The sequence below is a fragment of the Paenibacillus etheri genome (genome assembly GCF_001012825.1).
Taxonomy (GTDB): Bacteria; Bacillota; Bacilli; order Paenibacillales; family Paenibacillaceae; genus Paenibacillus_AQ; species Paenibacillus_AQ etheri.
The window spans coordinates 297,140-323,569 of the sequence record NZ_LCZJ02000019.1; the positions used below are offsets into that span (position 1 = coordinate 297,140).

24 protein-coding genes are annotated in these 26,430 nt (G+C 45.2%); all 24 read right to left on the reverse strand.

The annotated features are described in order from the left end of the window. Positions 1 to 688: MerR family transcriptional regulator (locus tag UQ64_RS10995; RefSeq protein ID WP_156417531.1), on the reverse strand; the 688-nt coding region annotated here is incomplete at its 3' end. Then, positions 663 to 1,589: a DUF2268 domain-containing putative Zn-dependent protease gene (locus UQ64_RS11000; RefSeq protein WP_060623509.1), complete on the reverse strand. Its 927-nt coding sequence runs from the start codon at positions 1,587 to 1,589 to the stop codon at positions 663 to 665. The genes UQ64_RS10995 and UQ64_RS11000, both read right to left, overlap by 26 nt. A 494-nt stretch (positions 1,590 to 2,083) precedes the next feature. Continuing rightward, on the reverse strand, positions 2,084 to 3,052 hold the full coding sequence (locus tag UQ64_RS11005; protein WP_245237924.1) for a glycoside hydrolase family protein: 969 nt from the start codon (positions 3,050 to 3,052) through the stop codon (positions 2,084 to 2,086). Between the two features lie 208 nt (positions 3,053 to 3,260). After that, positions 3,261 to 5,555 carry a chondroitinase-B domain-containing protein gene (locus UQ64_RS11010; protein WP_060623510.1) on the reverse strand — a complete coding sequence of 765 codons (2,295 nt, stop codon included), beginning with the start codon at positions 5,553 to 5,555 and terminating at the stop codon, positions 3,261 to 3,263. 142 nt (positions 5,556 to 5,697) lie between these two features. After that, positions 5,698 to 6,828, reverse strand: a complete 1,131-nt coding sequence (locus UQ64_RS11015) for a glycoside hydrolase family 88 protein (protein WP_060623511.1) — start codon at positions 6,826 to 6,828, stop codon at positions 5,698 to 5,700. Between the two features lie 21 nt (positions 6,829 to 6,849). Further along, positions 6,850 to 7,725 carry a carbohydrate ABC transporter permease gene (locus UQ64_RS11020; protein ID WP_060623512.1) on the reverse strand — a complete coding sequence of 292 codons (876 nt, stop codon included), beginning with the start codon at positions 7,723 to 7,725 and terminating at the stop codon, positions 6,850 to 6,852. A gap of 12 nt (positions 7,726 to 7,737) precedes the next feature. After that, complete coding sequence (locus UQ64_RS11025) at positions 7,738 to 8,691, reverse strand: ABC transporter permease (protein WP_060623513.1); 954 nt, start codon at positions 8,689 to 8,691, stop codon at positions 7,738 to 7,740. Positions 8,692 to 8,794: 103 nt separating this feature from the next. Further along, complete coding sequence (locus tag UQ64_RS11030; protein ID WP_060623514.1) at positions 8,795 to 10,465, reverse strand: type 2 periplasmic-binding domain-containing protein; 1,671 nt, start codon at positions 10,463 to 10,465, stop codon at positions 8,795 to 8,797. A 173-nt stretch (positions 10,466 to 10,638) separates the two neighbouring features. After that, positions 10,639 to 12,993, reverse strand: a complete 2,355-nt coding sequence (locus tag UQ64_RS11035; RefSeq protein WP_060623515.1) for an AraC family transcriptional regulator — start codon at positions 12,991 to 12,993, stop codon at positions 10,639 to 10,641. Positions 12,994 to 13,014: 21 nt separating this feature from the next. Then, entirely contained in the window at positions 13,015 to 14,196 is a 1,182-nt protein-coding gene (locus UQ64_RS11040) for a polysaccharide lyase 6 family protein (RefSeq protein ID WP_060623516.1), read from the reverse strand. A gap of 282 nt (positions 14,197 to 14,478) precedes the next feature. Next, positions 14,479 to 15,189, reverse strand: coding sequence for a metallophosphoesterase family protein (locus UQ64_RS11045; protein ID WP_060623517.1), 711 nt, complete (start codon positions 15,187 to 15,189; stop codon positions 14,479 to 14,481). Between the two features lie 66 nt (positions 15,190 to 15,255). Further along, positions 15,256 to 15,600, reverse strand: a complete 345-nt coding sequence (locus UQ64_RS11050; RefSeq protein ID WP_209445750.1) for a hypothetical protein — start codon at positions 15,598 to 15,600, stop codon at positions 15,256 to 15,258. Between the two features lie 827 nt (positions 15,601 to 16,427). Next, positions 16,428 to 17,270, reverse strand: coding sequence for a membrane protein insertase YidC (yidC, locus tag UQ64_RS11055; protein ID WP_060623519.1), 843 nt, complete (start codon positions 17,268 to 17,270; stop codon positions 16,428 to 16,430). A 31-nt stretch (positions 17,271 to 17,301) separates the two neighbouring features. After that, positions 17,302 to 17,490, reverse strand: coding sequence for a hypothetical protein (locus UQ64_RS31615; RefSeq protein ID WP_209445751.1), 189 nt, complete (start codon positions 17,488 to 17,490; stop codon positions 17,302 to 17,304). 301 nt (positions 17,491 to 17,791) lie between these two features. Then, positions 17,792 to 17,956, reverse strand: coding sequence for a hypothetical protein (locus tag UQ64_RS30000; protein WP_425339584.1), 165 nt, complete (start codon positions 17,954 to 17,956; stop codon positions 17,792 to 17,794). Positions 17,957 to 18,142: 186 nt separating this feature from the next. Beyond that, entirely contained in the window at positions 18,143 to 19,594 is a 1,452-nt protein-coding gene (locus tag UQ64_RS11060; protein WP_060623520.1) for a serine hydrolase domain-containing protein, read from the reverse strand. Positions 19,595 to 20,017: 423 nt separating this feature from the next. Beyond that, the gene (locus tag UQ64_RS32550) at positions 20,018 to 20,146 is read right to left on the reverse strand and encodes a hypothetical protein (RefSeq protein WP_280818181.1); all 129 of its coding nucleotides are present in this window, start codon (positions 20,144 to 20,146) and stop codon (positions 20,018 to 20,020) included. A 407-nt stretch (positions 20,147 to 20,553) separates the two neighbouring features. Further along, positions 20,554 to 21,363 (reverse strand): ABC transporter permease, encoded by an 810-nt coding sequence (locus UQ64_RS11065; protein ID WP_060623521.1) that lies wholly within the window; start codon positions 21,361 to 21,363, stop codon positions 20,554 to 20,556. 5 nt (positions 21,364 to 21,368) lie between these two features. After that, the gene (locus UQ64_RS11070; protein ID WP_060623522.1) at positions 21,369 to 22,172 is read right to left on the reverse strand and encodes an ABC transporter permease; all 804 of its coding nucleotides are present in this window, start codon (positions 22,170 to 22,172) and stop codon (positions 21,369 to 21,371) included. Then, positions 22,169 to 23,155, reverse strand: a complete 987-nt coding sequence (locus UQ64_RS11075; RefSeq protein ID WP_060623523.1) for an ABC transporter ATP-binding protein — start codon at positions 23,153 to 23,155, stop codon at positions 22,169 to 22,171. Before UQ64_RS11075 ends, UQ64_RS11070 begins: the two co-directional genes overlap by 4 nt. Beyond that, the gene (locus tag UQ64_RS11080) at positions 23,152 to 24,171 is read right to left on the reverse strand and encodes a Gfo/Idh/MocA family protein (RefSeq protein ID WP_060623524.1); all 1,020 of its coding nucleotides are present in this window, start codon (positions 24,169 to 24,171) and stop codon (positions 23,152 to 23,154) included. The genes UQ64_RS11075 and UQ64_RS11080 overlap by 4 nt, the downstream gene beginning before the upstream one ends. Before the next feature lie 17 nt (positions 24,172 to 24,188). Continuing rightward, positions 24,189 to 25,082 carry a radical SAM protein gene (locus tag UQ64_RS11085; RefSeq protein WP_156417513.1) on the reverse strand — a complete coding sequence of 298 codons (894 nt, stop codon included), beginning with the start codon at positions 25,080 to 25,082 and terminating at the stop codon, positions 24,189 to 24,191. Continuing rightward, a complete protein-coding gene (locus UQ64_RS30005) occupies positions 25,079 to 25,369 on the reverse strand; it encodes a hypothetical protein (protein ID WP_082651072.1) in 291 nt (96 codons plus the stop codon). The genes UQ64_RS11085 and UQ64_RS30005 overlap by 4 nt, the downstream gene beginning before the upstream one ends. Next, positions 25,335 to 26,417: a hypothetical protein gene (locus UQ64_RS11090; protein ID WP_060623525.1), complete on the reverse strand. Its 1,083-nt coding sequence runs from the start codon at positions 26,415 to 26,417 to the stop codon at positions 25,335 to 25,337. Before UQ64_RS11090 ends, UQ64_RS30005 begins: the two co-directional genes overlap by 35 nt. Positions 26,418 to 26,430 lie beyond the last annotated feature (13 nt).

Here is a 26,430-nt window from a genome sequence, read left to right on the forward strand (position 1 = left end):
TATATTGATTAAAGTAGTTATTGAATCGTGCATCGAATTTGTAAGTATCGGCAATGCAAGCCAGTAGCTCTGTATCACATGGCATGAATTGCATTAGAATTTTTTTCCACTCCTCGATTAATCGCTGAACTTCATCGGAGGAAGGTTGCTGATTGACACAAGACGCAATTTGCATGAATACTTCCTCCATCGATTGAAAACGTTCATCTTTTTCATCTTGTGATAGTTTATCCAACGTTTCATTAAACACATTATACGCTTCTGTTTCACCATAAATGAATCTCGCCTCATTTGCATATTGTTCTTTTAAGGGCAAAACGGAAGAACTGTTGAAGATTTGCAATTGACTAATATGATTCCCCGAAACGTATTCTTCGAGAGCTACCATGATGGTTTCTAGTCTTTGTTTTTTCGATAATAAGGTTTGACTTTGCTTCTTTAATATTTGTTTCTGTTCTTGCCTGTTCAGCTTTAAAATGTCCGCAATTTCTTTCAAGGAAAAATCCATTTCCTTTAAGAACAAAATCGTTTGAAGTTTTTCCAAACTGCTTCGATCATATAAGCGATACCCTTTTTCCGTCAGATGTGTCGGTTTAAATAAATCAATCCTATCGTAATAATGCAAGGTCCGGCTTGTAATGCCTGTAATCTGAACAATATCTTTAACAGCTAATAATGGTTTCTTCATCCCAAAATCCTTTTACTTCGTCTAGTATTTGAGCAGCAGGTGTTATTGTGGCCTCAAAGATCGTTCTTCCTGTTTTTCTTAAAAAATATTGGATTAAATAATATCCGCAAGCGTAGCCAGCACTATAAGGCATATTGACCGGTTCAAAGTTTTGAAGTTTGGCGATCTCGTCACCGTAAAGATACGGAGCAAATTTATCAAACCCTGTTAATTGCAATTGCTCTCTAAGGACAGGCTTTATGCGCCTGTTAAGTGTGTCTGCATTTGTTTTCGTTACCCAAGGACCGAGCAATTCTTCGCCAAACATGAACGTAGCATAGTTTTCAGCTAATCCTTCACTTACAATGAGCTCGCCCAGATTAACGGTGTGATCCCACTGAATAAATTGATATCGCACATTATGGTTGCATTCGTGCGCCAGCGCAGCCTTCATTCGAGAAATCGTGTACTCATTTGGCAAGAGTGTACCCCAAATAAACCCGGGAATGCCCCCAAAACCGCTATATCCTTCGTTTATTGTTAAGGCACTACTTTCCGGATTCCCTAGTTGAATGGTAAACAAATATTCGGATACGGGGAGACTTATTTCATGTTCTATAAATAGACGGAGGCTTCTTCTTACCGCGTGCTCACACTCCAACCAAAAAGAATCTGACGAAATCAACTCTACCTCAGGTGAAATCTGCTGGGTAATCTGATCAGGGGATCGATGCATTATACTATTAAACGTAACAACGTCAAAACCATTCGCCTCTTCAGCTCTAAAAGGGATCTGTTGAATTTGCCATTGTTTCATAAAGGGAGCCATCATTTCATTTCTGAATAATTCAAGTTTTTCCTCGGGCGAAGCTTGGGCAACTTTTTGATAAATGTGGTCTGAACGCAATGTTATTATGTTCATATCTCTCACTCCTAGTCGTTTATAGTGAGAATTATGCACTATGACCTAACGTCATAGTCAAGTATTTTGGATCAAATACTGAAAATTAGATACATGGTGCTCTATCAGATACCTCCAAGGATGAGTTAATCTCATTGATTGAATGTTGTGTTTAACACTTTCATTTTGATATGGGCATTCGTATTTGTCATCCGACATTTGTATATATTGTTACACATTATACGCCCCTGTTTTCCTCGATAAAAATAATAAGTTGTCTGAAATAAAAAACCACCCGCTTTTAGTACGCAAGGTGGCTAGGTTTAAACAATTTTTAATCTGATTTGATATTCTTACGTAAGTCGGACTATCATATCAAGTGTTTAGTGCTTGAACAGTCTGATTCAATCAGAAAAGCCATGATTATTTTAAATATTTCCCTGTGAAAGAATGTTTCGCTTAAATGAATTGTATAGGTTTCGCCTCAAATATAATTTGGCCACAGCCCCCGTGAATCATTGCTTCAAAGGTATAACCATGTTCCACGTATCGGTAGCGTCCATAAAACCATCACTGCCGTCCGAGACGGCCGCGAACAAATGAGTCGGCTTGCCGTTCTGGAACAACAGGAACGGCCGCTCCAGATTGCCCAGCGTCTGCACCGTGCCGTCATCCCAACGCACCGTCCGGGAATAGCTTTGCGGCTGTCCATGTAAGCCCCATTTCAACCCGTCCGGCGACCCGGCGTAGATGCCGCCGTATTTTTCACCGCATAGATGCCCTTCCATATCTTTGGCGATCAAATGGTATCCTTCGGCTGTTTGCCAGATGAACGGATCTTCGATATGGAACGACTCTGGAGGAAATACCGGTTCGTCGTTCAGCACTCGGTACGCCCCCCCGTAGTGATCCGCATACGCGACGCCAATCGTCATGCCGCCATGTAGGTTGCCTTCATAGCGACGTGCCTTGTAGATCAGCAGCACGGAACCGTCCTCCCGGACACACGGAGCCGGATTGGAGGTCAGAAAGCTATCGAATCGGCCGGGACGTGTTGGCAATATCGGTTCGTCCGCTCTGCGCCACGGGCCCAAAACGCTGTCCGCTATAGCCAGACCTACTCGTTTGTTCGCCCGCGCCACGATGCATTGAGGATCGGTTAACCCGAAATTCCCGGGCGGCTCTGGATCGCTTAGCGGATGGGTCGAACCCGTATAATAAAGCAAATATTTGTTGTTGTGCTTGACGATATGGGGGTTGTGCGTGCAGCGTCCGTCCCAATATTCCGCTCCCCTCGCCGGAAGCGCCACCTCGCAGAATCGGTACGGTCCCTCGGGGGTATCCGAGTCTGCCCTGACAATCTCTGAAGCCGTCATCCAGCCGGGATGCATCGGCAGTGTCTTCGGCCAGCGCGAGGCAAACATATGGAATTTGCCGTCCTCGCCCTGCACGACGGAACCGCACCATACCCAATAACCTTCCATACGGAAACCGCCGCCACGCGGAGCCGGCAACATTGAGCTAGTATGCACGTACAGTCACCTCGTTTTTTCCCGCTGCTCCATAATTGCTGTGAATCATGGTCTCCCATCCTTCCAAATGAAGTGAATAACAGGACTGCTCCATACATCAATGGATCGACAAAGTCATGCCGGCGAGCCAACCGCCGGCATGCTTGCACATATATCGATCCTAAGGCGTATTCAGCCCCACATCGTCGGCCGCTAGCGGGCGATTCAGTAGAGGCGCGCCGGAATATTCGTCCGCCCCCACATCTGCTGTCGCCCGCATTTGACCGTCCATATCCGCCAGCACGAACGTGTATGTCCCCACAGCTGCATCAATTGCCGGGCTGCTCGCGGATAGTTTCTGAATGCCGTTCACCGCAGTCAGCAGCGGATTGATATTTCGGATCTGCTCCGAGCTGCGCGATATGTTGCTAATAGTGCTGCCAAACCCGATGTTGCCTTGGAACAGCGTATTCGTTGTCGCCGCCTCGTAATAAAGCGTGCCGGTGCTGTTGTATACGATATTGTTCGCCACGACGGAATCCTGCGGAGCATACGCTTTGCCCGAGCCGATGACGATACCGGTTTTGCTGTTTACAATCGTATTGTTGACGATAAGCGCCCGGTAAACTTTCCATTGTTTGCGCAATTCTTCGACCGTCGGACTTGGAGGGGAGCCTCCAGTACCGCCGTCGAAGTCGCCGTTAGGCAAGTAGATTGCTTCGCCAGTCAAATTCTCAAAGTAGTTGTTATAAATCTTATGGTCATTGCCGAACATCCGGATGCCTTCCTGATCTGACTCCACGCCGTCCCCGAGGAAGAAGTTTCCATATACGCTGTTGTTATGGCCATGCCGCAGCGTCAGGCTGCCCTTGGACGTGCGGAATGTATTGAAGCGCACCGAATTGCTGCTGCTCTTGACCGATACGATTTCTGGCTCTCCATCGCAATTCTGAAATACATTGTATTGTATCGTATTATAGCCGTGGGAGAGCGTAAGACCCGACAAGCCGAGACGAATTGTCTCTTTGCCGTTAGCTACCCATGGGCCTACATCATGGAAATAGTTGTATTCAATAATATCGTATTGCGAAATTTGCCCTGAGCCGTCCTGTCCTTCGTAAGCGATCAGCGGTTCGGTGTCGCTCTTCAGTCCGAAGTCGTTCCGGTCGATGCGGTTATGATGGCTGTTCGTGCCCCGGACTTGCAGCCACATCAGGCCGCTCCCCGAGCTTGGAAGCGCAAACGTATTACGGGTCAGTCGCACATGGTGCGAGCCTTCCAACACCACTGCAGCATTGCTTGTGTTCGTAAACTTTAATCCGTCCAGCACCACATGCGAGGATTTCTCGACGCGGAAGCCTGACGCTCCCGAGATGATAGCCTGACCGCGGTTTTTCGCTTTAATGACGATTGGCGCGTTGGCAGTGCCGTTTTTGTTCTGAACAGCAAACGGGCTTGTGCGCGAATACGTGCCGTTTGCCAACACAATCGTTTTACCCGCCGTAGCGGTTGCAAGCTCGGCAGCTAACTGCGTGGAAGTGCTAACTTCGACGACCGTCCCTTCGCTACCGCTGCCGCTTGAATCGCTACCATAAATTTCGACCTCGGCAAAGCTGTTCCAGGCGTTCACCGAGTTGCCGTGGCCAACAATACGAACGTAGCGGACGGGGGCAACATCGGCAAAATCAAACGTCTGCAAGCTGTTGCTCAGACTGCTGACCGCTCCCGAAAGCACTGTACTGAAGTTGAAGCCATCATATGAAGTCTGGATATCAAAAGCGGAAGTTCGCTCCGCCCCGTTGGTGAAGGCGATCTTCACGTATTCCACCCGCTTGCTCGATCCAAGGTCGTATTGGACCCACTCCCCCTCGCCACTCGCTGACCAGCGCGTGTTAAGATCGCCGTCGATTGTATACGCGACGATATTGCCGTCATCTCCGCTGGCCATAAGTTGTGGCACGGTAATCGCCAACTTGCTTGCGCCTGGCGGAGATCCGCTCGCGGTGCCGTAGAGTTCAACTTCAGAATAGCTATTCCACAGGTTGGAGGAATTGCCGTGCCCAACGATCCTCACATAGCGGGTAGAATCGACATCCGGAAAATCGAACGTTTGCAGACCTTCCACAAGGCTGCTCACAACTCCGCTGCTGACGGTCGTAAAGGTGGAACCGTCCGTAGACGTCAAAATATCAAAAGTAGAAGTGCGGCTTGACCCATTCAGAAATGCAATTTTGATGAAAGATACTTTGCGATTTACGCCCAAATCGTACTGGATCCATTGCTCATCGCCATTCGCCGACCAACGTGTTAAGAAATCGCCGTCCACCGTGTTGGCTGGAACGTTGCCGTCATCTCCGCTCGCCGTTACGTCGGAGCTGCTAATTGTGAACTTCGTATCAGCCGCCCTCGCTGTTCCTGGCATTAACGCAAACAGCATACAGATCATAATAATGCACGTCATACTTTTGGTTCCCATAATTCATTTTCATCCTTTCCATTATGAAATGATGGTTATTGAATCATTCCCTTCGTTCCGTCCGGCACCTCCTCTCAAGAATACGGAAGCCGGGAGGAGCTTCCTGTCCTCCCGGCTTCATGATTACGGCCTTTGATCCCGCTTAAAAAACATGCTGGCTCCAGCCTTTGCTCTTCGCCAAAGCTTCAATATAATAGTAATCGCCGTAAATCAGCGATACGTTGATGTTGGTATTGACTGGCTTATGACCGGTTGCGCCGAGCAGGATGCCTTCATACTCCGGCTTGTCGAGCGCACTGTAGTTGTTCGACAGCGAACGAAGAATGCGCGTGGCCGCGCGCTGATATAAAGCGGCTTCCTCAGGAGCCACCTGCGACGCGATATCGATCAAGCCAGATGCTGCGCAGCTCGCCGCTGAGGTGTCGCGCGGCTCGTCCGTCAAGTCGGTCGCCGCACGGAAATCCCAATGCGGCACATCGTCTTCCGCCAACGCGCTGATGAAATAATGCGCCACCCCCTTCGCCGCATTCAAGTAACGCGCTTCTCCCGTAAAGCGGTAAGCGCAGCTCATCCCGTAGAGTGCCCAAGCTTGGCCCCGCGACCAGGACGATTGCGGTGCGAAGCCCTGTCCGCCGTCAGAACGCTCCACTTCGCCCGTCTCCGGATCGAAGATAACGATATGATGCACCGAGCCGTCGCCTCGGATGAATGAGCGAAGCACCATATCTGCATGGGCGACCGCAATATGCTTGAAGCGCGGATCATCGCTTTCTTCACTCGCCCAGAACAGAAGCGGCAAATTCATCATCGAATCGATGATCGACCAACCCGTCTGGTTGCGGGGCCAGGCTCGAATGAACTGTCCTGCCGGGTTGTACCTGCCCGCCAGATAGTTGGCGGCGAACAGCCCGCGCCGCCGAGCGTCCGGATCGCCGGTCAGCTTGTAGCGGATAACCGATGTCGGCAGGAACTGAAAGCCAACATCGTGGTGGAAATGGTTGTCCCGCAAGTAACATTGCTCCATGCGTTCGTCCCAAGGCTCCGCCTCCTCCCGATAACGTTGCTCGCCGGTCATATCGTACAGAATCCACAGAATGCCCGGCCAGAAGCCTGAAATCCACTGATCCACTTTGATCTGGTCATATTTGCCCGCCGCCGAAACATGCGGTGCTTCTGTCCAGCCCGCTTCGATCATATGATCAACTTTAATCTTCACTTTATCCCACCAAGCCGTCAGCTCTGATGGTTTCAGTTTCACATTTTCATTGCTCATCTCTGAATTCCACCCCTTCTCCTAACCTTTAATGGCACCGATCAAGGCGCCTTTCACGAAATATTTTTGTAATAGCGGATAGACCAGAAAAATCGGAAGGGTCGCTACCATAATCGTGGCGTATTTCAATGTCTCGCCCAATATGATAATCTCATCCTGGGAGGCTCCTTCCGCCATGGAGGTTGCCTCGCCAATAATCAAAATTTCTCGCAGGATCAACTGCAACGGATACAGCGACCGATCCTGAAGGAAGATCATAGCGTTAAACCAGGAGTTCCAGTGGCTTACTCCGTAATACAGGCCTACCACTGCAAGCACGGGCTTGCATAGCGGCAGGAAGATGCGGAACAGAATGCCAAAGTCGTTGGCGCCGTCGATCTTGGCCGACTCTTCCAGCGCATCCGGCACTGCCTCGAACGATGTTCGCATGATAATGAGGTTAAATGCGCTTATTGCGGTAGGCAGGATCAGCGCCCACAGTGTGTCCGTAATGCCCAACCCTCTGACCAGCAAGTAGAACGGAATTAATCCACCGCTGAAAAACATGGTAAACACGATAATCAACGTAAGCTGCTTGCGATATTGCAACGTTTTTCTGGACAAGGCGTATGCGGCAAAGGAAGTAAGCAGCAAATTGAGAGCCACGCCTACAATGACAATAAATAACGTGTTGCGGTAGCCGAGCAGGATCATCGGGTTGCTGAATACCGCCCCATATGTTTCAAGCGAGAAGCCCAGCGGCTTCCAAAGAATGCCCTTATGCGCCATCATCAGCGCTGGTTCGCTGAATGAAGCAAATGCCACGTATAGAATTGGGTACATTGTTACAATCATGAGTGCGGACAAAAACAGCGTATTGCAAATCCTGAATATATGTTCACCCAAGCTTACTCGCATGCGAACCCTCCTCTACCACAAACCCGTATTGTTCAACTTCCGGCTTATCCAGTTGGAGCCGATAACAAGCGCGAAGTTAATCACGGAGTTGAACAATCCGACAGCGGAGCTGAAACTGAATTGAAAATCTTGAAGCCCGATCCGGTACACATACGAGGAAATGACATCCGCTGACACATAAGTGGTCGGGTTGTACAACAGAATAATTTTCTCGAAGCCAACGCTCATAATTCGGCCAATGTTCAGGATGAGCAATATAACGAAAACGGGAAGCAGACCGGGTAGAGTAATATGAAGCATCTGCTTCCAGCGTCCACCCCCGTCGATCTTGCAAGCTTCATATTGCTCGAGATCGATCGCAGACAGCGCGGCTAAATAAATAATTGTACCCCAGCCTATATGCTGCCAAATATTCGACGAAACGAAGATTGTCCGGAAAAAAGACGGCTCCAGCAGCATCGTAACCCGCTCACCGCCGAAAAATGCGATAATATCGTTAATGACGCCGTCACTGCTCGTAAAATCCTTGATCATGCCGCAAATAATGACAAGCGAAATAAAATGCGGCAAATAAGTAATCGTCTGAACCGAACGCTTGAACAGCGCATTTTTCACCTCATTAAGCAACAAGGCGAGAATAAGCGGAGCGGGAAAACCGAAAATGAGATCGTACAAGCTAATCATCAGAGTGTTTTTTAACACCCGCCAAAAATACATCCCGCCAAAAAAGTCTTTGAAATGCTCAAGTCCTACCCACGCGCTGCCCCCAATTCCAAGCCGGGGGTTAAAATCCTTGAACGCAATAATCGAACCGTACATCGGGAAATAATGAAAAATAATGAAATATAACAAAACAGGAGTAAGCATCATGTACAAATACTTGTTCTTAACCATGTCTTTCGCAATATTAAGCGGCAGACGACCGGCATGCGTGACTTTGCTGCGTCCCAGCTTCAATTGAGCCATCTCCTACTCCTCCTATCCAAATCCAGCATTATCGGCAGGGGATGGCTGCACCATTCCCTTGCCCCACGGCAGCCTGCAGCCAACCGTGGGACGATACATGGAGTTATCTGTTGTTGTAGCGATCCAAGGCGCCTTGATAGATGTCGATTACATCGCGAATCCCCATATCTTCCAGCTGCTTCACAAAGCTGTCGAACTTGTCGAGCGGCTCGTTGCCCATTACAAATTTGATGAACATTTCTTCCAGATACGTGTTGATTGCCGTCATCGTCTGCGCTACCTTCTTGCTCTCATCTACAGTAGGCGTAATGAACGCGGGCAAAATATGTTTCGCCGCATCGGTCTCCGACCAAATCTTGACCGCCTCGTCCTGTTGTGGGAACGTGTTGGTCGTTTTTTGCTCATGCATCGGAAATGGACCGTTCGGAACCGTATACTGCGCCAACATCTGCTGTGAAGTGTACTTATCGTTTTTTACGATCATATCGGTAAATTTCGGAACGCCGTTGTCCATCGTGTAGCTTTCGCCTTCAACGCCGAAGTTGTACATCATGGTACCTTGTTCGCTAAATGCGAAGTCCAGCCATTTTACGATCGTTTCCAGGTCTTTCGCCGATGTCGTCACGGCCGCGCTTGCTTTAGGGTTATATTTGAAATCGCGCTGTCCGGTGAACGGTTTTTCGCCTGCTTTCAATACCGGATAAGGAGCTGCTACAAGATCAAAAGCCGGATTTTGGGCTTTGCCGGACTCCAGCCATTTGCCCATGCCGCCGCCCAGCAGGAAAACAGTCGCGCCGGACTCGCCGTTCAGAAGCCGCTTATCCAGCGTGTCGCGCTCGACGATCGGGAAGTCTTTATCAATCAGCCCTTCGGAATACCACTGGCGGAACAACGTCATAACATCCTTGTATTGCGGATCTAACGGACCGTATCTCACTTTGCCTTGGTCGTCAATATAGAAGCCGTGCGACGTTTTGTATGCGTTGAAGAACGCGTCCTGCAAATTCATTTTGTTCGCGTATAGCGCCGTTAGCGGAGCTACGGCGCCTTTTTTCTCTTTGAACGCCGTCAGAACCTTATGCCAATCATCTACCGTTACAGGCAATTGCAGCCCTAGCTCATGCAACCAATCTTTGCGCAGCATGGGTCCGCGGAAGACTAACCCTTCCTCGTTTCGCACCATCGGGAAGATGTAATATTGGCCACTGTCGGTTTTTACCATTTTATCCAGCTCTGGATTAGCTTCCAGCATCTTCTTCAGGTTAGGCGCATATTGGTCGATCAAATCGTTTAGCGGTACGATAACCCCGTCTGAAATCGCCTTTTCCGGTCCACCCGGATAAATACTCCAGTCGTACTCCAGCACATCCGGCAGCTTGCTGGAAGCCAGCAACAAATTAAACTGCTCTTCAGCTTGACCTTCGGTCGGGTGGATGTAGTTCACTTTCACGCCGGTAGCTTCTGCAATCGCCTTCCCGATCGGCGCTTCCGCCAGATTCGTTGTAAATGTAATCAGGTTTCCGTTGATTGGAGCCCAGTAGGAGAAAGTATCTTTCGTATCCAGTGGATACACCGGCATATCCGATCCCTCGTTGCCTTTGCTTACGCCATCGCCGCCCTTATTGCTGACGGCGCTTTGAGTCGGCTCTGTCTTATTCTTGTTTCCGGAGCCCCCATTACTGGAGCATGCGGTTAACAACAATGAAAGTACCATTGCGATCCCCAGTGTGAGCTGCAGCCTTTTTTGAGTCTTGTCGTTGCGATTTTTCGCCATTGTGCCCTCCGTTCTTTTCGTCCCGAATAAGTTGGTTTGAATACGCTTTCAACATAACGTTAATCCGGTGCCGCAAGCCATCATTAAAACCTAAAATATACTGCAATTTCTCAAAAATGAGGGTAACAAAACCGCATGTTTGCCACTTTTTCTTGAAAAGAAAAGCCCTAGAGCTACTTGACTTCCCTGTAGCGCCCGGGCGTTATCCCTTCAAATTTTTTGAATATGCGGTGGAAGGTATTCACATCGTTGTAACCAACCTTCAGCGATATTTCGCTGACCGTATATTTCCCGCTGATAAGCAGCAATTTGGCCTGCGCCAGCCGCGTCTTGTTAATATAATCGAGCAGAGATTCGCCGGCAAGTTCCTTGAATAGTTTGGAAACATACGACGGCGTCATGGAGAAGGCTTCCCCGATCATCGAAATGTTCAGGTTCTCGTCCTGGTAATACTCGTTGACATATTTCATGACCTTATCGATTAGCGGATTGCTGCAGTATTCGCGGTTATTATTAACGTAGCCGCACAAAAGCTCTAGCATATCGTAAAGCTGGCTGCGCATCTCCCCTACCGTCTGGCATTGCATCAGGCGTTCGATGGCGCGCACTCCGTCAGGCATATCCGGCTTGCCCGCGATGCGGATTTCGCCGATTACTTTTTGCAGCGTAGCCATTAGATCGAAAATGAGACATTTGGCAGTATGAAAAGGAAACGGCTCCGTCGTCACATTCTTCTGAATGATCTCCCCGACGAACGCTTTCGCCTTATCGAGCTGCCCTTCGCGAACCATAACGATCAATTGCTGCTCGGCCTTGAGCGGATAAAAATAACCACCTGGAGCAGCCATTAGGTTGTCGTTGCCGCTCAGGTCCCCATAATGAATAACGCCCCCGCTACCTACAATGATACGGTATTCCATCGCCTCGATCGCTTCCTGGAACGCCTGGAAGATGCCATATTCGCCCTCCTGTTGCGCGCTGATGGCTGCGGTCAACTGGACATGGGCATGATTGGAGATAAACGACATCGTTTCTTCCGCAATGTGCCCCAGCTCCCCCCGCTGCTCCGTCGGCGATGCAAGCTGATGGTTGACGATGCAGGCGAGCAACTCCTGGTCCAGCTCTACCGCATAGGCGTTTACTGACTTTCGCGCGACCTCCTCGACCACGTTGGCGATCAGGAAGTGCAGCAACCGCTTATTATGGACCTGATCCTCTTCCTTCCGATGGAACTTGCCGAAGTGCTCGATGCGCAGCAAAATAACAGAAAATCCGCCCAGCGGGAAACGCAGATCATAGGCTGAGAACGATTCGTGCAACGGAATATGGCTGTCGAGTTGCCCCTTCAGCAGCCGCTGCAAAAAGTGCGATCTGAGTGTATTGTTATGCTGATTCAGCTTGTAATGAAGCTCCTCCTTCTCATGGAAGGTGCTACTCAGCGCCTGCTCAAGAAAGGAGTATTCATTGGAGCCGCGATCAAAGGTAAAACCCGCCTTGAATGACAAACTCTGGATCAGCGCATGGATCGGCAGGTAGTTCCGTTTGAGGAGCCAATACGTCACGCCACCGCCAACAATAAGGCAAAGCAAGATGCTGGCGATCGTCAATTGCTCTACCACGTTCATCTTCTGGTGATATACGTTCGCCGGCAGCGTCATCACATATTTCCATCCCGTAATGGATGAGGTTGTGTAGGATGCAACAAGCCGTCGACCGGCAGTCTCGATCTCAAGTTGTCCCGATTCTTCCGACATATCGCCGTATAGTAGAGCAGGTTCCGACAGCGACTCGCCCGTAGACGCAATGAACCGGTTGTCTTCATCCAGAATAAAGATCGTACCTTTCTCAGGCACCGAAGCTTGCTCTAGCAGCTTGCTGCGGTCAATCATGAACAGCAAGACAGCTCCAGGTTGATTCATGATTGTTGAGTTCACATTTTGGGCATACATGACCGTAGGCCGCCACTCATTCTCTTCAGACACAACAACGGAGTGATAGCCTTTAATGTACCATCGGTCAAAATATTCTCGTAACGACTGGAACGGCATATGCTCTTCAAGGCGAATATGGTCGTATAACGCTTCGATGTTCATACGGTTGTTGCGGGCGATGACCGTATCGCTATTTTTGTAGTAAATATAAATGCCTTCAAGAAAATCGTTTGCGATTTCGTATACGCGCAAATCTTTAGTGATTTGGTATATATCGTAGTGGTCCGAATCAGACAGATTGGTATCGGCCGAAATAAATGCTGCGATTCGCCTGTTGAGGCTCACCTCGAGGCTTAGATTCTCGATTCCTTTGAACTGGCTATCTATGGCTTGCTCCATCTGAAGAAGAATAGATTGGTTGGCACGGTTAATTTCAGCCTTTACAACGTTCAGCGTCGCGCCGTATATAACGCCGCTGATCAGAATGGGCACGAGCAGCACCGAGACGTAGGAAAGCATCCAGGTCATGTATACGCTGCGATTTTTATGCCGGAGCTGCTTCAGATAGATTGTCCACCGGTTTCGAGTTTGGGCCATAGGTTCTCCTCCATGTTAGCTTTAGTCGGAGTCGGGACCGACGTCAATCCTTGTCAGAATAGCCGGATAACGAATATCCGCGACATCCGCATTATAATTGTTAATACAAACCGCCGGAGACGGCCGGTATTCATAGATGGCCGGCTGCTCCTTGCTGAATATCCGGTTGTAAGCGATTACACATTGCTCCGGCGCATAAGGAATCCGCTTGCCGAGCGTAATGCCGTGACGACAATTGACAATCGTATTATTCACTACATTGGCGCGATAGACGCGCCAATGTTTCCTAAGTTCCTCCTGCGTCGGCGTCTCGGGATAGCCGTCCAGTCCGCCATCGTAGTTGCCGCCGTCAATGAGCAGCGCATCCAACGTCAAGTTTTCCATATAATTATCAAAAATGTGATGGTCGTTGCCGTAAATGCGAAATCCGCCCATTTCTTCCTTCACGCCATCGCCGATAAATACATTATTATGAAAGCGATTTCCATGTCCGTGACGCGCTGTCACTTGGCCGGCGGAGTTAAGGAACGTGTTGTACCGAACGGTATTATAGCAGCTTTTTACCGAAATAATCTCGGGCTCTCCGTCGCAATTTTCAAACAGGTTGTGTTGAATTGTAATATAGCCGTTCGAGAGAGAGATGCCGGACAGGCCGAGCCGGATCGCTTCAAGCCCATTGACGACACGCGGGCCTATATGATGAAAATAATTATATTCAATGACATCATGCTGTGAGATTTGTTCACCATCGCCATCAAAAACAACGAGCGGTCCGAGGTCGGCTTTTGGCCCGAACTCGTTGCGTTCGATCCGGTTCCAGCCGCTGCCGCTTCCCAGCACTGACAGCAGGCTATACTCCGCCCCAACCTGTCGCGGCTCAAATCTATTGCGCGCAATCCTCACATGCCGCGAACCGTCCAGAATGATAGATTCGCGCTGCTCGACCTGGAAATGCAGTCCCCATACCTCTACATAAGCAGAGTTCAAGATGCGTATACTTGATTCTCCAGCGATCGTCGCTTTTCCTTTATTTACAGCGCGAATGCTTAATTTTGCGGTGTCCGATCCTACTTTGCCTTCAATAATATAGTCTTCATTCCGTTCGTAAACGCCGTCTGCCAACAAAATCGAAGAACCAGGTTCTGCCCGGCCAATGGCTGCCGCCAACTCGTCGCTACTCGATACCCAATAAATAGTAGTCATTTTCCCACCTGCTTCCTATAGAATAGGCGGATATGATCCGCAGCCTCTGCAGGATCATATCCGCAACTTCACAACCTCTATTATGAAAGATACGTTTCCCATGCCATAGTGTAAAAAAATGAAGCAATCATAAAAATGTAAACTGAGGTGCAAAATGAGCGGGAATTACCGCCTTGCAAGCTGTAAATCGCAACCTGCCGGTGTACAATAAATGAGAAAGGACGTATCCCGACACCAAATCGTGGATACGTCCCCATTGTTGTTGCCTGCTCTCCCGCCAGCTTACCCGAAAAAGAAGTACGCAACCTTCATCTCTTCTTCTTTCAACAGCAACTTTTGTGCCGCTTCGAGCAAAGGCGTGCGGTCATAGACGAGACTTTTCATCGCTATTTTGCCATCGGTAATCGTGAAATAATGCGCTTCTTTCGACGGATCGTCGCGACGGCGGTAGGACACGCTTCCCGGATTCAGCCACAAACTGTCGTCACTCAAATAATGAATGCATCTGCGATGTGTATGTCCGAAAATAATGCGGCGATCTTCTTCGGCTCCAATTGTCCTGACGTTGCGTTCCGCCCAGAAAGCATCGTACTTAGGCAAGCTGTCAATCGTCAAATAGTTTTCGTACAGATGCTGCATTGTATAGCTATAGCCGTCCATCTCGAATGTGCGGTAGACCGGTATGCTTTCGAGGAAGGAAATTTCCGCTTCGCCGAGCAGCCTTGCATTGTAATGCGCCCACTTGATCTCATCCTCCGCCACATCGTGACCGCTATTGCCGTTTCGGTACAGGTCGATAATAATGTCGTCATGGTTACCGCGAACACAATTCGCATCGTTCTTATGCACCCATTCGATAACTTCCCGCGGGAAAGGCCCGTAGTCTACAAGATCTCCCGCGCAATAAATCACGTCACAGTCGGATTCTACCTTGTGGATCGATTCCAGTGTTTTGACGTTGCTGTGAATATCCGAAATAATTAAAGCTTTCATAATCGATTCAACTCCCTAAGATTCAACATTCTCAGCAGTACCGTCACCACATCCGCCCACGTAACTTTATCGCCTGGCATGAAATGGTCCCGCGGCAGACGCCAAGGATACAGCCTGCCTTTCCCAGTCGGGGGTGTCTGCGCTGTCCGCAAACCACTGCGGCGCAGGGGCGCCGTCCACAACATTGGCCGAGACATAATTGGTGGCAGGTTGCGACGAACTGGCCGTAACGGAACCTGCGTGTAACCCTATTTGACCATTCCCTTCAATCGGTAGCCCACGGATAATATTCAGGCTGTAGACATTGCGTATCAGGCTGTTCTCTTCGTGTTTTAATTCCATGTTCAATTGGTTCACCCCCGGCAAATGCGGAATGCTGTCTCCCGAAGATAGCAGCAAAGACTCCGACATTTCGAATTTAAGTGTTCTCCCATTTGTCGAGCAGCACTCTCCCTCCTTTATATAAAAAGATGGAACCTTAATAAATCGTCAAAAGCTAAAATCGCCCTCAAATATTCCAACTTCTTATCTACAATTTTTGGAATGGACATCAAATCTTAAAAAAGTCATTCATATGATCGGTATGTTTGGATGAACATCCGCCGCCATAACTAAATAATCTGGCCTCCTTGTCAAGGACACTTAAAAAGAAGGCTGCAAGGTAGCCGACAAAAGAATGGATTCCCTTAACGCGACCAGCGCGGATTCCATTAGGTATATGTTATTGCTCTTACAATTGTCGTCGTGTCGGAGGGCATCTTTGTCGCACAAGAAACTGGTCACTTAAAACAGAAAACCCGCACTCTGCCCCGCCTCTTATGGGACTATGCTAATGTCCACCAACAGAATGAAATACACCATTTCAAGTACACCACAACACTGATCCAGAAAATCAGTGTTGTGGTTAAAAATCGTATTTTATTACGTATCCATGGATATAGTTTTACCTGATCCATTCGCTCCGAGTAAGACTATTGAGTTAAAATCCTCAAGTTGCAATGCTGCTTTATCTATTCTTGGTGGAAATGAGTACAAAATGTAAGATGCCCCCTAGTCGTATTAAATCATAGTATCACTGTATCTTCCCTGACCTTATTAAATCAATACATTATAACCTATTAAATGCTCTATTTATAAAAACTTGCACCTACTTATGATTCGGATCACGGCGCTGTCTGTACCGGCAAGTTTTAGGGCCATCCTTTTGTGGATGGCCCTTTCATTTTTCTGGTTCAATTTTATAAATCTTCTACACCGGTTGGTAGGTTTTTACCCGCTACATTCGGCTTCGTGTACATTTTATTGAGTATGATCATTTGCACGATAATGAATATACCGCCAACCGCCCAATATAATGGTAACGCGGCAGGCATCTGAAAAGAAAATACACCCATCATGACCGGTGACAACAATCCGATGAAAGCCATTTGGTTATTTTGATTTTGCTGATACTGCGCTGAAACGGATTGAGACACGCGGAACTGAACGTAATACACCGCAGCGGCAATAAGCGGCAAAATCATATCTGTTGTCCCTAAGCTAAACCACAGGAAATCATGAGCTGCAATCTCTGGGGTACGACGAATGGCGTAGTAAAATGCGAGGGTGATCGGCCATTGGAGAAGCATCGGCAAACACCCTATGTTTAAGGGATTAAATTGATGCTTCTGGTAGAGCTGCATCATCTCGACTTGCTCTTGTTTTTTTCCATCCGCACTGGCGTCGTTCTTATACTTCTCCTTAAGTGCAGTTAACTCCGGCTGGAGGAGCGCCATCTTTTCTTTCATGTCCATTTGTTTTTTGGTTTGATTCATCATGAGCGGCATGATCGCAAGTCTGATGATGAAAGTCAGCAGCACGATCGATAATCCGTAGTTTCCGTGAAATACATTCGCGAAGAATTTGATCAAGATCGAAAATGGATAGATAAAAAAGTGATTAAATATCCCTGATGTATCGGCATTAATCGAGTTTGATTGGGATGCTGTCGAACACCCGCTGAGCACAATGATCGGAATAACTCCAATCAACATGACGAGAATGGGCTTGGCCCATTTTTGAAGCAACAAAATCTTTTTCATCGTTGTCCTCCCTAATTGAAAGTATGAAATATCAATGTGGGGAAGGACTATGGTCTTCTTCATCAGGTGCTTCTCTTCGTCTGGCGGTACGTACTATCCACCGCTGAATGCTGCTCGGTTGCGACAGTCTGACAGCCACAAACCAAGTTGAAACTGCTGGAGCAATTTCATAACCCCAGTGTATCTCTTGTGAAGAAATATAGGTGAATGGAATTGACACTAAGGAATAGATGAGAGCGATCGAGAATGCCAATTGAACCAAGTCATAAAAATGCTCCAGTCAAGTTCACCTCCGTATGAGCCCTGTTGGAAAAATTTGAATAATGATTATACGTTAGAGAAAACTATGTGGTTTCACTAACCTGCCTGTTAGCTTAAAATCGTTTTTGAAAAATTTGGTGCATATCGATAACTACATGCTCGCAAACGGCAAGTTTTAGGGCCATCCTCTTTTGATGGCCCTTTCTTTTTCTCGCTTTGTTCAATTATCGTTATCAGTTAGCGCAATCGTTACTTTTTCTTTACTGGTATCCAGATATCGGAAACCACTCGGTATATATTCGTACGAATAGTTTTTGTAAATCACATTGCGGCTCCGGGAAAATAGCCCATGTTAAAGCCGTGACAGAAAGCTTTGTAAATCTCTCTGGAATTTCAAGTCCCTTCGGCAAATGATAACATACCATGTACTTGAATCATCAAGGATTGTGCAAGTAATTCAACAAAAGAAATGTTCAAGTGGTATCTCTGCTTGAACTTTATATGCTTATTTATAGGTTAATTCTTCCTGTGTTATTCGTAACTCTACTTTCCGCTGTATCAAACAAAATACGCTATACGCATTTTACCAATAAGGCGAACGAACAAAATGCTTATTTTCGGAGCGAGGCATTATATCGGTGAGTGTATACAAACCATGTAATGCTCGCTGTTAATAATGCTGACGAAATCAAGGCTGTAAGAACACTATATGTTTGCCAAATAAGTATCGTTGACCAATCTAATGCACAGCACATTATACACAGGGCAATCGTAGCAATCAACAAAATAGCTGTTACGATTATTCGCTTTTTTGTCATTGCCTGCCGCTCATTCGTTTTCCTTCTGCGTAATCCTAAGAGAAAGAACAGAACGGCCAATAGGCAAAGAATAATTGTGGTAGACGATAAAATAATGTCCAAAAGCTGTGTGCCGCTTATTTCATATGACTGCGTTAGATTGCCGTCTAATATATCTTTAACTTTTAGTACCATGCTTCTATTGATATTTGCGCCGTTGGTCAGCAAGCAGACGGCTGTTCGTTCATTTGGCAGTATGACCACTTCGGTTCCAAAATTGGGATTTCCCCCTGGGTGCTCTATAATCGTTTGGTTGGCGTTTACCGTCCAGCCCGCCGCATAATACATTTCGTTGACAGCCGGAACAGACATATCACCCTGATGTGACTTTTCGATAACCGTATGGAATATTTCAGGTATGTCCTTCACAATACCCATCTGTATGCCCATCCAACGCGCCATATCTTTTGTACAAGAAATGATGTAGCCTGCGGGTTTATTCCCGGAATAATCCGGCGCGTTATATGGAGTTGTCATAAAAAAGGAAGAACGGTAGCCCTGTGCCAACTGTCCGGTGGCTTGAGCATCTTCTTTATAAACATACGTCTGGTGAAGACTTAACGGCTGAAATACCTGTTCCCTCATAAAGTCTTCATAGCTTTGTCCCGACACAATCTCAATAACCAAACCCAATACGTCATAATTAACGGTTCCATAGCTATACTGTTCACCGGGAGGGAACGCCAACTCAGCATCTACCAGCATTTCCACAGTCTTATGCAGCAAATCTGGTGTATTGCCTTGTGGAATATTTTGAGAATGCCTACCATTTGTTAGGCCGCTAGTATGGTGAAGAAAGTTATTGAGTGTAAGGCTTTGCATATCAACAGGTTTCCCTTGATACTTTAACGTAAACCAAGGTAAATATTTTTGGACAGTGTCAGTCATTGACAGCAGCCCTTGCTCCTCCAACAGCAGAATACCCATGCCGGTATAAGCTTTACTGACCGAAGCCAACTCATATAGTGTATTTTCACTTGCAGACAACCCGCTTTCACGGTCTGCATACCCGGAAGAAAAGTAGAACATTTCATCATCAGCAAGTATCGAGATTGACATTCCCGGCACACCTGATATACGACGGGCATCATCCAGCAACGCGTGTATTGCCGCAGATTGCGTATCTGACAACGACGCATAACTTTGTGTTGCGAATCCTGAGAATAATATAAGTATCGTTATTACACAAACAATAGTCTTTTTCATAAACTCTCCATTTTGAAAAAATTATGCGAGAATAATATAAACAACCCGTAGTACGCCTTATCCGCCTAATGCGTCGCTCCATTTTACTTAATGCTAGACGTTCAATGATTAGATTACTATTGTAAACTTCACAGACCCATGTATATTATTTCTTGTTTCGCAAAAAAGGCCCCTTTGATTGGTTAGTGGAAAGGTCAATGGCTTAAATCTCATGTCTACAATTTGTCAACAACTTAGCTATATGAATAGCGAAAGACCCGCTCTTGTAGCTGGTCTTTCTGATGGGAGCAAGGGGGATTCGAACACCTCCGAATTCTCTCTTCTAAACTTAAATCACCCCATATAAATGGAAGATCAAGTTTTTCGCTTAAGTACTGAAGGTATCCATCGTTCTGCGGCCAATCAAACAATTGTCTTTTAGTCTTATCTTCTGGATCTCCATCGACACGCATATGGACAAGCTTGATTAATATGATAGCCGCGAAGGGCTACAAGCGCCGTTGCGATACTATCTACCCCACCCGATACATTGACATGAACTTCATCATCCATGAAGCGGGAGCATCTCTGAAGGCAACTCAGTAAGTACATCCTGCTCAGCTGCACGACTAATATCTACCGGATCCCACTTTATCTCCTCCTACAGGCACAAAAAAACCATGGAACGCAATAAGACACCAAACAGGTGTCTATCGTCTCCATGGCAAAATAAGCCTTAATATTTATGAACTGGGAAAGAATCAACGAAATCACCCGAAGGTAAGCAAAAGCTCTCGGCTCTGATCCAGCGTTTCAACTCTAGCAATGGATGTCGGCTTTGCCAAGCTATATTAAGACTTGTTTGCCAATTTCTTGCTGGGAAAGTTGAGTTCTGAGAACTAAAAATTTGAGGACCATTTGAAATTATCTGATCATTAAATATGCTCAATAGCTTCGTTCTAAGTTGATTTCGAGCCGGCTTAGCTGCTTGCACTGCTATAATTACGCAATCCTTTATTCCACATTAATCTCATCGAGGATATCAAAATAAATGGAACACCGGCTGCCCAGAAAACATCTGAGACTTTCAGTTCATCATATAAAAAGAGCGGTCCGAAATTGGTGATGATAAAAATCGGGATAAGATACATTCCAATAAAATGTGCCCATTTAGGATATAACGTCATAGGCATGTTATTAAAGTCCCATAGTGAATTGGAAACATCATCAATGGCTGAGGTTTTGACAAACCAAAACGATAAAATTTGCGGAATCAGGAACAAGAAATAGGTAATGATTACTCCAATGATAATAAAGAAAATAAATCCGCCCACGGTGTAGAAATTAACATCCAGATTTACTTTATTCCATGATATGACAATCATTGTAATTCCACCGATAATGTTAGGTAATGCCAGACCCATATCAACATGCCTAAGGGTAACCAGAAATTGCAGTGAAATCGGCTTCGTCATTAGCAGCTCAAGCGTACCATTTCGGATGTGCTCCGGCAATTTAATGAAGTTAATTCCAAACAGACCCCAATAGATCCCTGTTAAAAATGTATATGTCCCGATAAACATCAATATTTGATCAGGACCGATGGAGCCGATATGCAAATCAGTCTGATACACTACGATTACATACAAGCACTTGGCAAATAAATATGCCGTCTCAACCAGTAATCCAGTGATGAAATTTGTTCTATACTCCATTTGTGCAATTACCGAGTTTTTTATGAAAAGAGCATATAATCTGATGTATCTCTTAAGTGTTTGCGCTAAACTCATTCCGATTACCCCCCCACTGCGATGTACCTGGTCATTGCACGTCTCCAAACCAGTTTGGCTAACAAGTAGATAACAAGTATCCACATCCATTGAATAAACAACGAGCTTGTAATGGCAGCCCCGGATAAATTGCCGTTAAGAGTATTCACGGGGAAATATATTGTATATTTGAACGGTAAAAAATCAAATATACGATTCACGGTATTTCCGAATATCTCTAATGGAAATACACCTCCACTTACAATGTTGACCAATAGGGTAGTGACCACAAATAAATAGGAAACATCCGTTAACCAAAAAGCTATCGCGCTAATGATATATGAAATCAAAAAATTCAGAATACACGAGCTGATCAATATAAAAACAGACACCAGGATTTTATAAACACCCAGTTCATATTCATCTGTATAAAAAGTGGCTCCACTAACAATAATCGCTATTAATATAGACAACACAATATATTGCAGACATTTACTGCCGATAAACACGCTTAGCTTATACATAAAATAATTGATTGGACGTATTATGTATTTGTTTAATCCGCCGTTCTTTATATCTTCATTAATCTCATATTCAATTCCTGTCGCTACCAAACGCGAAATTAACGCTGCTAACAACGTATAAAGCAACATCTGAGTAAAATTATATCCATACAATGTCGCCTCACTGGAATGGTTAAATGCCGCTATCCAAATGGAAGTCTGAATAATAATAGGAAACACGATGCTGATCAAACTCAAAAAGAAGTTGAATCTATATTCGATAGCATTCTGAATTCCCATATTGAAACTCAGCATATACTTTTTCATTGATCTTGTTCACCTTTCTGATACATAAGAGATATGCCTTCTTCAAGTGGAATATCTTCAATTGTGAGATCTTGAACAGGATATTGTTCCAATACAAGGTGGGCTATCTCTTTGAAGCGTTCATTCTCCACTTCCAGTACTACATCATAGCCGTTGTATTCTTTTATAGAGCCCAGTGTTTCAAATTGTTCCCTTGCCAGAAGCTCAGACAACGAAATTTTCATTCTTTTTTTCCTTTGGAAAGCGCTTTGGATCTCACTTATTTTTCCATCATAAATCAGCTTGCCTTTATTAATGATAATACTCCTGTCACATAAATCTTCTATATCCTTCATATAATGACTTGTCAGTATGATAGTGGTTTGTGTGTCCCTATTATACTTTTTCAGAAACTCGCGAATATTCTTCTGAGAGATAAAATCCAATCCGATCGTTGGTTCGTCAAGAAACAGAACCTTTGGACTATGAAGCAAAGCTGCTATGAGTTCAAGCTTCATACGTTCTCCCAATGAGAGCCTGCGGACCTGTATATTCAGCACATGCTTTACATCCAATAGTTCAACCAGTTCATTCAGAGTATTATTGTAATTCTCATCACTTAAATCATATATATTTTTCAAAAGATAAAAGGAATCAATAGCCGGAAGATCCCACCATAGCTGGCTTTTTTGTCCCATAACAATGGACATCGCTTTTTTAAATTCATTTTTCCGTTCCCAGGGGGTAAATCCCATAATGCTGGCCGAGCCCTCAGAAGGATGCAAAATACCTGACAACATTTTTAGAGTCGTAGTTTTACCTGCTCCATTTGGACCCAGAAAAGCTACCATCTCACCTTTTTTAATTTCGAATGAAACTTGTTCAACGGCTGCCTTCACCATTTTCTTTCTGTGTAGCAAGTTACGGAACGAGCTTTTCAGCCCCTGTTCCTTTTCATAATATTCAAAATGTTTAGTCAGATTTTGCACAGAAATCAATGTCATTTCGTTCCCACCTCTAAATTTAACGTCTCTTTTACAGAATGGTATATTTTCCTCATCATATCAATCCGTTCAAACGATTCCTTTAAGGATATATTTTCTGCTTTGCCTTGGATCACATCTACAAAGAACTTCATTTGATTGACATAATAGTTTTCAGGTAAAAACTCCATGATAGAATGCTCACCTGTTTGGTGATCTTGAATATTAAATTTAATTTTATATTTGCCATAACAGGGTTTGAAAAAATTATGTATCTTTATTTCCCCATTTTCGAACTCCAACCAATGGGTTGCATTAGAGGCCCGGTCAAAAGATGCATTAAATTCGGCTTGTACTCCATCTGCATAGGTTAGAAACGCATCAAAATTCCAGTCACAGCCATTTACTCCGTCAAACTTGGAACTGCCTTTATAATCTGACGGGTGCAGACCGACCATATATTGAATGAACTGAAGCCAATAGGAAGATTCATCAATAAAGCAGCCTCCACCATTCTCGGGCTGGAAGCGGTAATTATCCGCCTCAAATTTACCACCCATGATTTCAAACGAAATCCTTGTTTTAATTTTCTTTAGTTTTCCGTATTTTTGGCTTCCAATAATGTCTTTAAGCTCTTTCTGCCAGGGATGATGCTGCACCATTAAGGCTTCCAGAACATGCACATGGTTCTCAGATGCAGTTTTTTCGATTTCTTTGACCTCTTCAGCATATAAGGTAATCGGCTTTTCGACTAAGACATGCTTTTTATGCTTTAAGGCTTGAATTGTCCATTCCTTATGTTGGGGATTGGCAAGCGGGATATAGACAACGTCCACATGCTCATCTTTAAGGATGGCATCATAGCTTTCGTAAACCTTTTTGATCTTGTGTTGATCAGCATATTTTTTTGCCCTTTCAAAACTGCTTGAGGCTATGCCGCATACATCTACTCCAACTATCTCTTTTACGGGATTTAAAATTGAAAAGGGGGCTATTTTAGAGCAACCCAATAAACCGATATGTATAGTATTTTCCATTTCAATACTCCTCTGATTTAATTTCCGTTTAAATATAGAAGGATGCATTTTGAGCATACTGGCATTAGTCCACAATTGATCGTTTTTCTGACCTCATTAAATTCTTCACCCTGCCAAACGGCTTTGATATCATCGACAATATTTAAATCAGCGACAGCTAGTTCAGAGAAATGCTTGCATGCTGTTACCTTTCCATCCGCCAATACATCCATTCTGCTGTTCAAAGCCAAACATTTCTCTTTATTTTGCACTGGCTCATTTGAGCCAACGATATAATCTTTTACTTGATTGGTTTCGAGTCCCGGCTGATAGCGAACCCTAATGGACCAATTCTTTTGATTTATTTGTTCCATCTGTTGAATCAAAGGTTCAACGAAATCAGGCTCTAACTTGAATTTGAATGAGTGCCAACTATATCTATGGTGTTCGTCAATGTTATTGGCCAGCCATTTAAAGTTCTTATGATAATATTGATCCATTTCGTTCGAAACTTCCTCAGGCAAATACCAAGGCAGTGTTAAATAAAGCGTATCTATTTCCTTTTTTTCAAAAAAGTCGACAAAGTCATATAATTTATCAATCATGTATTCACTTACGGTCATATGAACGGAAACTCTTCCCTTATATATCCCTTTTCGCTGTAAATCTAGTAAAAGATCAATATTCCTCATTACGTTTTGGAACGTTCCTTTACCTCTGATGCGGTCATTTTCCTCTTCAAACCCTTCAAGGCTGATTAAGCAGGCCAGATTCTCCGAAATTTGCAGCAGTGATTCAATTTTATTCTCAATCAGCAGGCCGTTTGTACAGAGTACCGTCCATCTGGGATCTGCAGTTAACAAATCAATGAGTTCATTCCATTTATTGTAAATAAGAGGCTCTCCACCCCATAAATAGAGATTTGACTTCACGGATTGTGTTTGCTCCAATATTTTTTTATGATATCAATATCCAATTGAGCTCTTTGTTCCAGGAGATCCATATCCCGATGAAATCCTTCATCATTCCATTCAAAACAATGTTTGCACCTTAGATTACAGCCGTTAGTCAGTTTCAAGCCAATCTCAACAGGCAGGTCCGTACAATAGGAAGGATCATTGAGGATACTTTTTCTGCTTTTTGACATGTGTTTTATCGTTTTTTTCAAGCGGTTTAAACAATCCTCATCTAGTTTTTTGGATGTTTTTGGTTGTGACATTATTCATTCCCTCCTGGATTGGTTTGATTTTTTCTTGATACTCCAGCAAATTATTGTGAAGCTCACTCAATATAGAATGGGAGAAATGGCTTTTCTCCCACTCCTCTACAGATATTCCAAACCCATATTTCTTCCAGATTTCCGCGTTTCGCTGCTCATGCTCTCCCAGCGGTTCTAACATAATCAGGGGTGTGGCTGAAAGGATTGAATCCAATAAAGTGGCTCCTCCTGGTTTAGATACAATTCCTTTACAGCGCCGGCTAATTTCCAACATGTTGTGGTAATTCCGAGCGTCCATCTTGGACAGATTACTTCCTTTACCGTAAAGCATAGGAGGAAATTCATAGCTCTCCCATGGAACCCACGCCGGATCGATCCTGTAGTAAGCTATATCAGATTCATCCTCTTCAACCATTTCATATTTAACGATATCCAATTCATATTCACAGTTCGCCAGACAAGATACTTTTTCCTTAAAATTTCCCATCCCCCATCCTCCGCCATGAACAATCAACCTATTCTCCCGTTGCTCATAAGCAAGAATTTCAAAGTCACTGCCAGCCGGAATGGTCTTGATGCATTCGTCCCCCCAGAGCCAAATATTGTGATATATATCACATGATTTAGCGTAAGGCTTCCACGATGGTGACAAGCCGGCGTCCATATGGATACACTCCACTGCTATATCTTCCCGACCCGATTTAGCGATGTAGTCTTCCAATAAGGGAATCCAGAATCCGGAAAAGACGGTAAAATGGGATCTTTTTTCATCCAGCCACTTCTCTATCAAGTGATCTGCCTTTTGCTTGTCATAATGCTGCGACATTGCAGGAGGCAGGCGATGAGCGAGTTTGGCAAGCTTGAAATTCTGGTGGAACAAAATCTTATTTCTCTGTAGTTGCTCCTGTTTTTCTATTGAAAAAAGACTTTCCAAGGCTACGATATCGGCCGTTTTATGCTCATTTTCTATATTTTTTTTAAACAATAACGCAGGAGTATATACGCCTAATGCAATTCCAGAACAAAGTATAGTGCTTGTATCATTCACACGTCTATCTCCT

Bases quoted from the DNA above. Each gene is read 5' to 3' on its own strand.
- UQ64_RS11065 (WP_060623521.1), bottom strand. From the start codon at position 21,363: ATGAGTTTAGCGCAAACACTTAAGAGATACATCAGATTATATGCTCTT.
- UQ64_RS30000 (WP_425339584.1), bottom strand. From the start codon at position 17,956: ATGGTATGTTATCATTTGCCGAAGGGACTTGAAATTCCAGAGAGATTT.
- UQ64_RS32550 (WP_280818181.1), bottom strand. From the start codon at position 20,146: ATGGATGATGAAGTTCATGTCAATGTATCGGGTGGGGTAGATAGTATC.
- UQ64_RS11025 (WP_060623513.1), bottom strand. From the start codon at position 8,691: ATGGCTCAATTGAAGCTGGGACGCAGCAAAGTCACGCATGCCGGTCGT.
- UQ64_RS11030 (WP_060623514.1), bottom strand. From the start codon at position 10,465: ATGGCGAAAAATCGCAACGACAAGACTCAAAAAAGGCTGCAGCTCACA.
- UQ64_RS11005 (WP_245237924.1), bottom strand. From the start codon at position 3,052: ATGGAAGGTTATTGGGTATGGTGCGGTTCCGTCGTGCAGGGCGAGGAC.
- yidC (WP_060623519.1), bottom strand. From the start codon at position 17,270: ATGAAAAAGATTTTGTTGCTTCAAAAATGGGCCAAGCCCATTCTCGTC.
- UQ64_RS30005 (WP_082651072.1), bottom strand. From the start codon at position 25,369: ATGTCACAACCAAAAACATCCAAAAAACTAGATGAGGATTGTTTAAAC.
- UQ64_RS11050 (WP_209445750.1), bottom strand. From the start codon at position 15,600: ATGTCGGAGTCTTTGCTGCTATCTTCGGGAGACAGCATTCCGCATTTG.
- UQ64_RS11070 (WP_060623522.1), bottom strand. From the start codon at position 22,172: ATGAAAAAGTATATGCTGAGTTTCAATATGGGAATTCAGAATGCTATC.
- UQ64_RS11075 (WP_060623523.1), bottom strand. From the start codon at position 23,155: ATGACATTGATTTCTGTGCAAAATCTGACTAAACATTTTGAATATTAT.
- UQ64_RS11060 (WP_060623520.1), bottom strand. From the start codon at position 19,594: ATGAAAAAGACTATTGTTTGTGTAATAACGATACTTATATTATTCTCA.
- UQ64_RS11010 (WP_060623510.1), bottom strand. From the start codon at position 5,555: ATGGGAACCAAAAGTATGACGTGCATTATTATGATCTGTATGCTGTTT.
- UQ64_RS11040 (WP_060623516.1), bottom strand. From the start codon at position 14,196: ATGACTACTATTTATTGGGTATCGAGTAGCGACGAGTTGGCGGCAGCC.
- UQ64_RS11015 (WP_060623511.1), bottom strand. From the start codon at position 6,828: ATGAGCAATGAAAATGTGAAACTGAAACCATCAGAGCTGACGGCTTGG.
- UQ64_RS11045 (WP_060623517.1), bottom strand. From the start codon at position 15,189: ATGAAAGCTTTAATTATTTCGGATATTCACAGCAACGTCAAAACACTG.
- UQ64_RS11000 (WP_060623509.1), bottom strand. From the start codon at position 1,589: ATGAACATAATAACATTGCGTTCAGACCACATTTATCAAAAAGTTGCC.
- UQ64_RS11080 (WP_060623524.1), bottom strand. From the start codon at position 24,171: ATGGAAAATACTATACATATCGGTTTATTGGGTTGCTCTAAAATAGCC.
- UQ64_RS11020 (WP_060623512.1), bottom strand. From the start codon at position 7,725: ATGCGAGTAAGCTTGGGTGAACATATATTCAGGATTTGCAATACGCTG.
- UQ64_RS11035 (WP_060623515.1), bottom strand. From the start codon at position 12,993: ATGGCCCAAACTCGAAACCGGTGGACAATCTATCTGAAGCAGCTCCGG.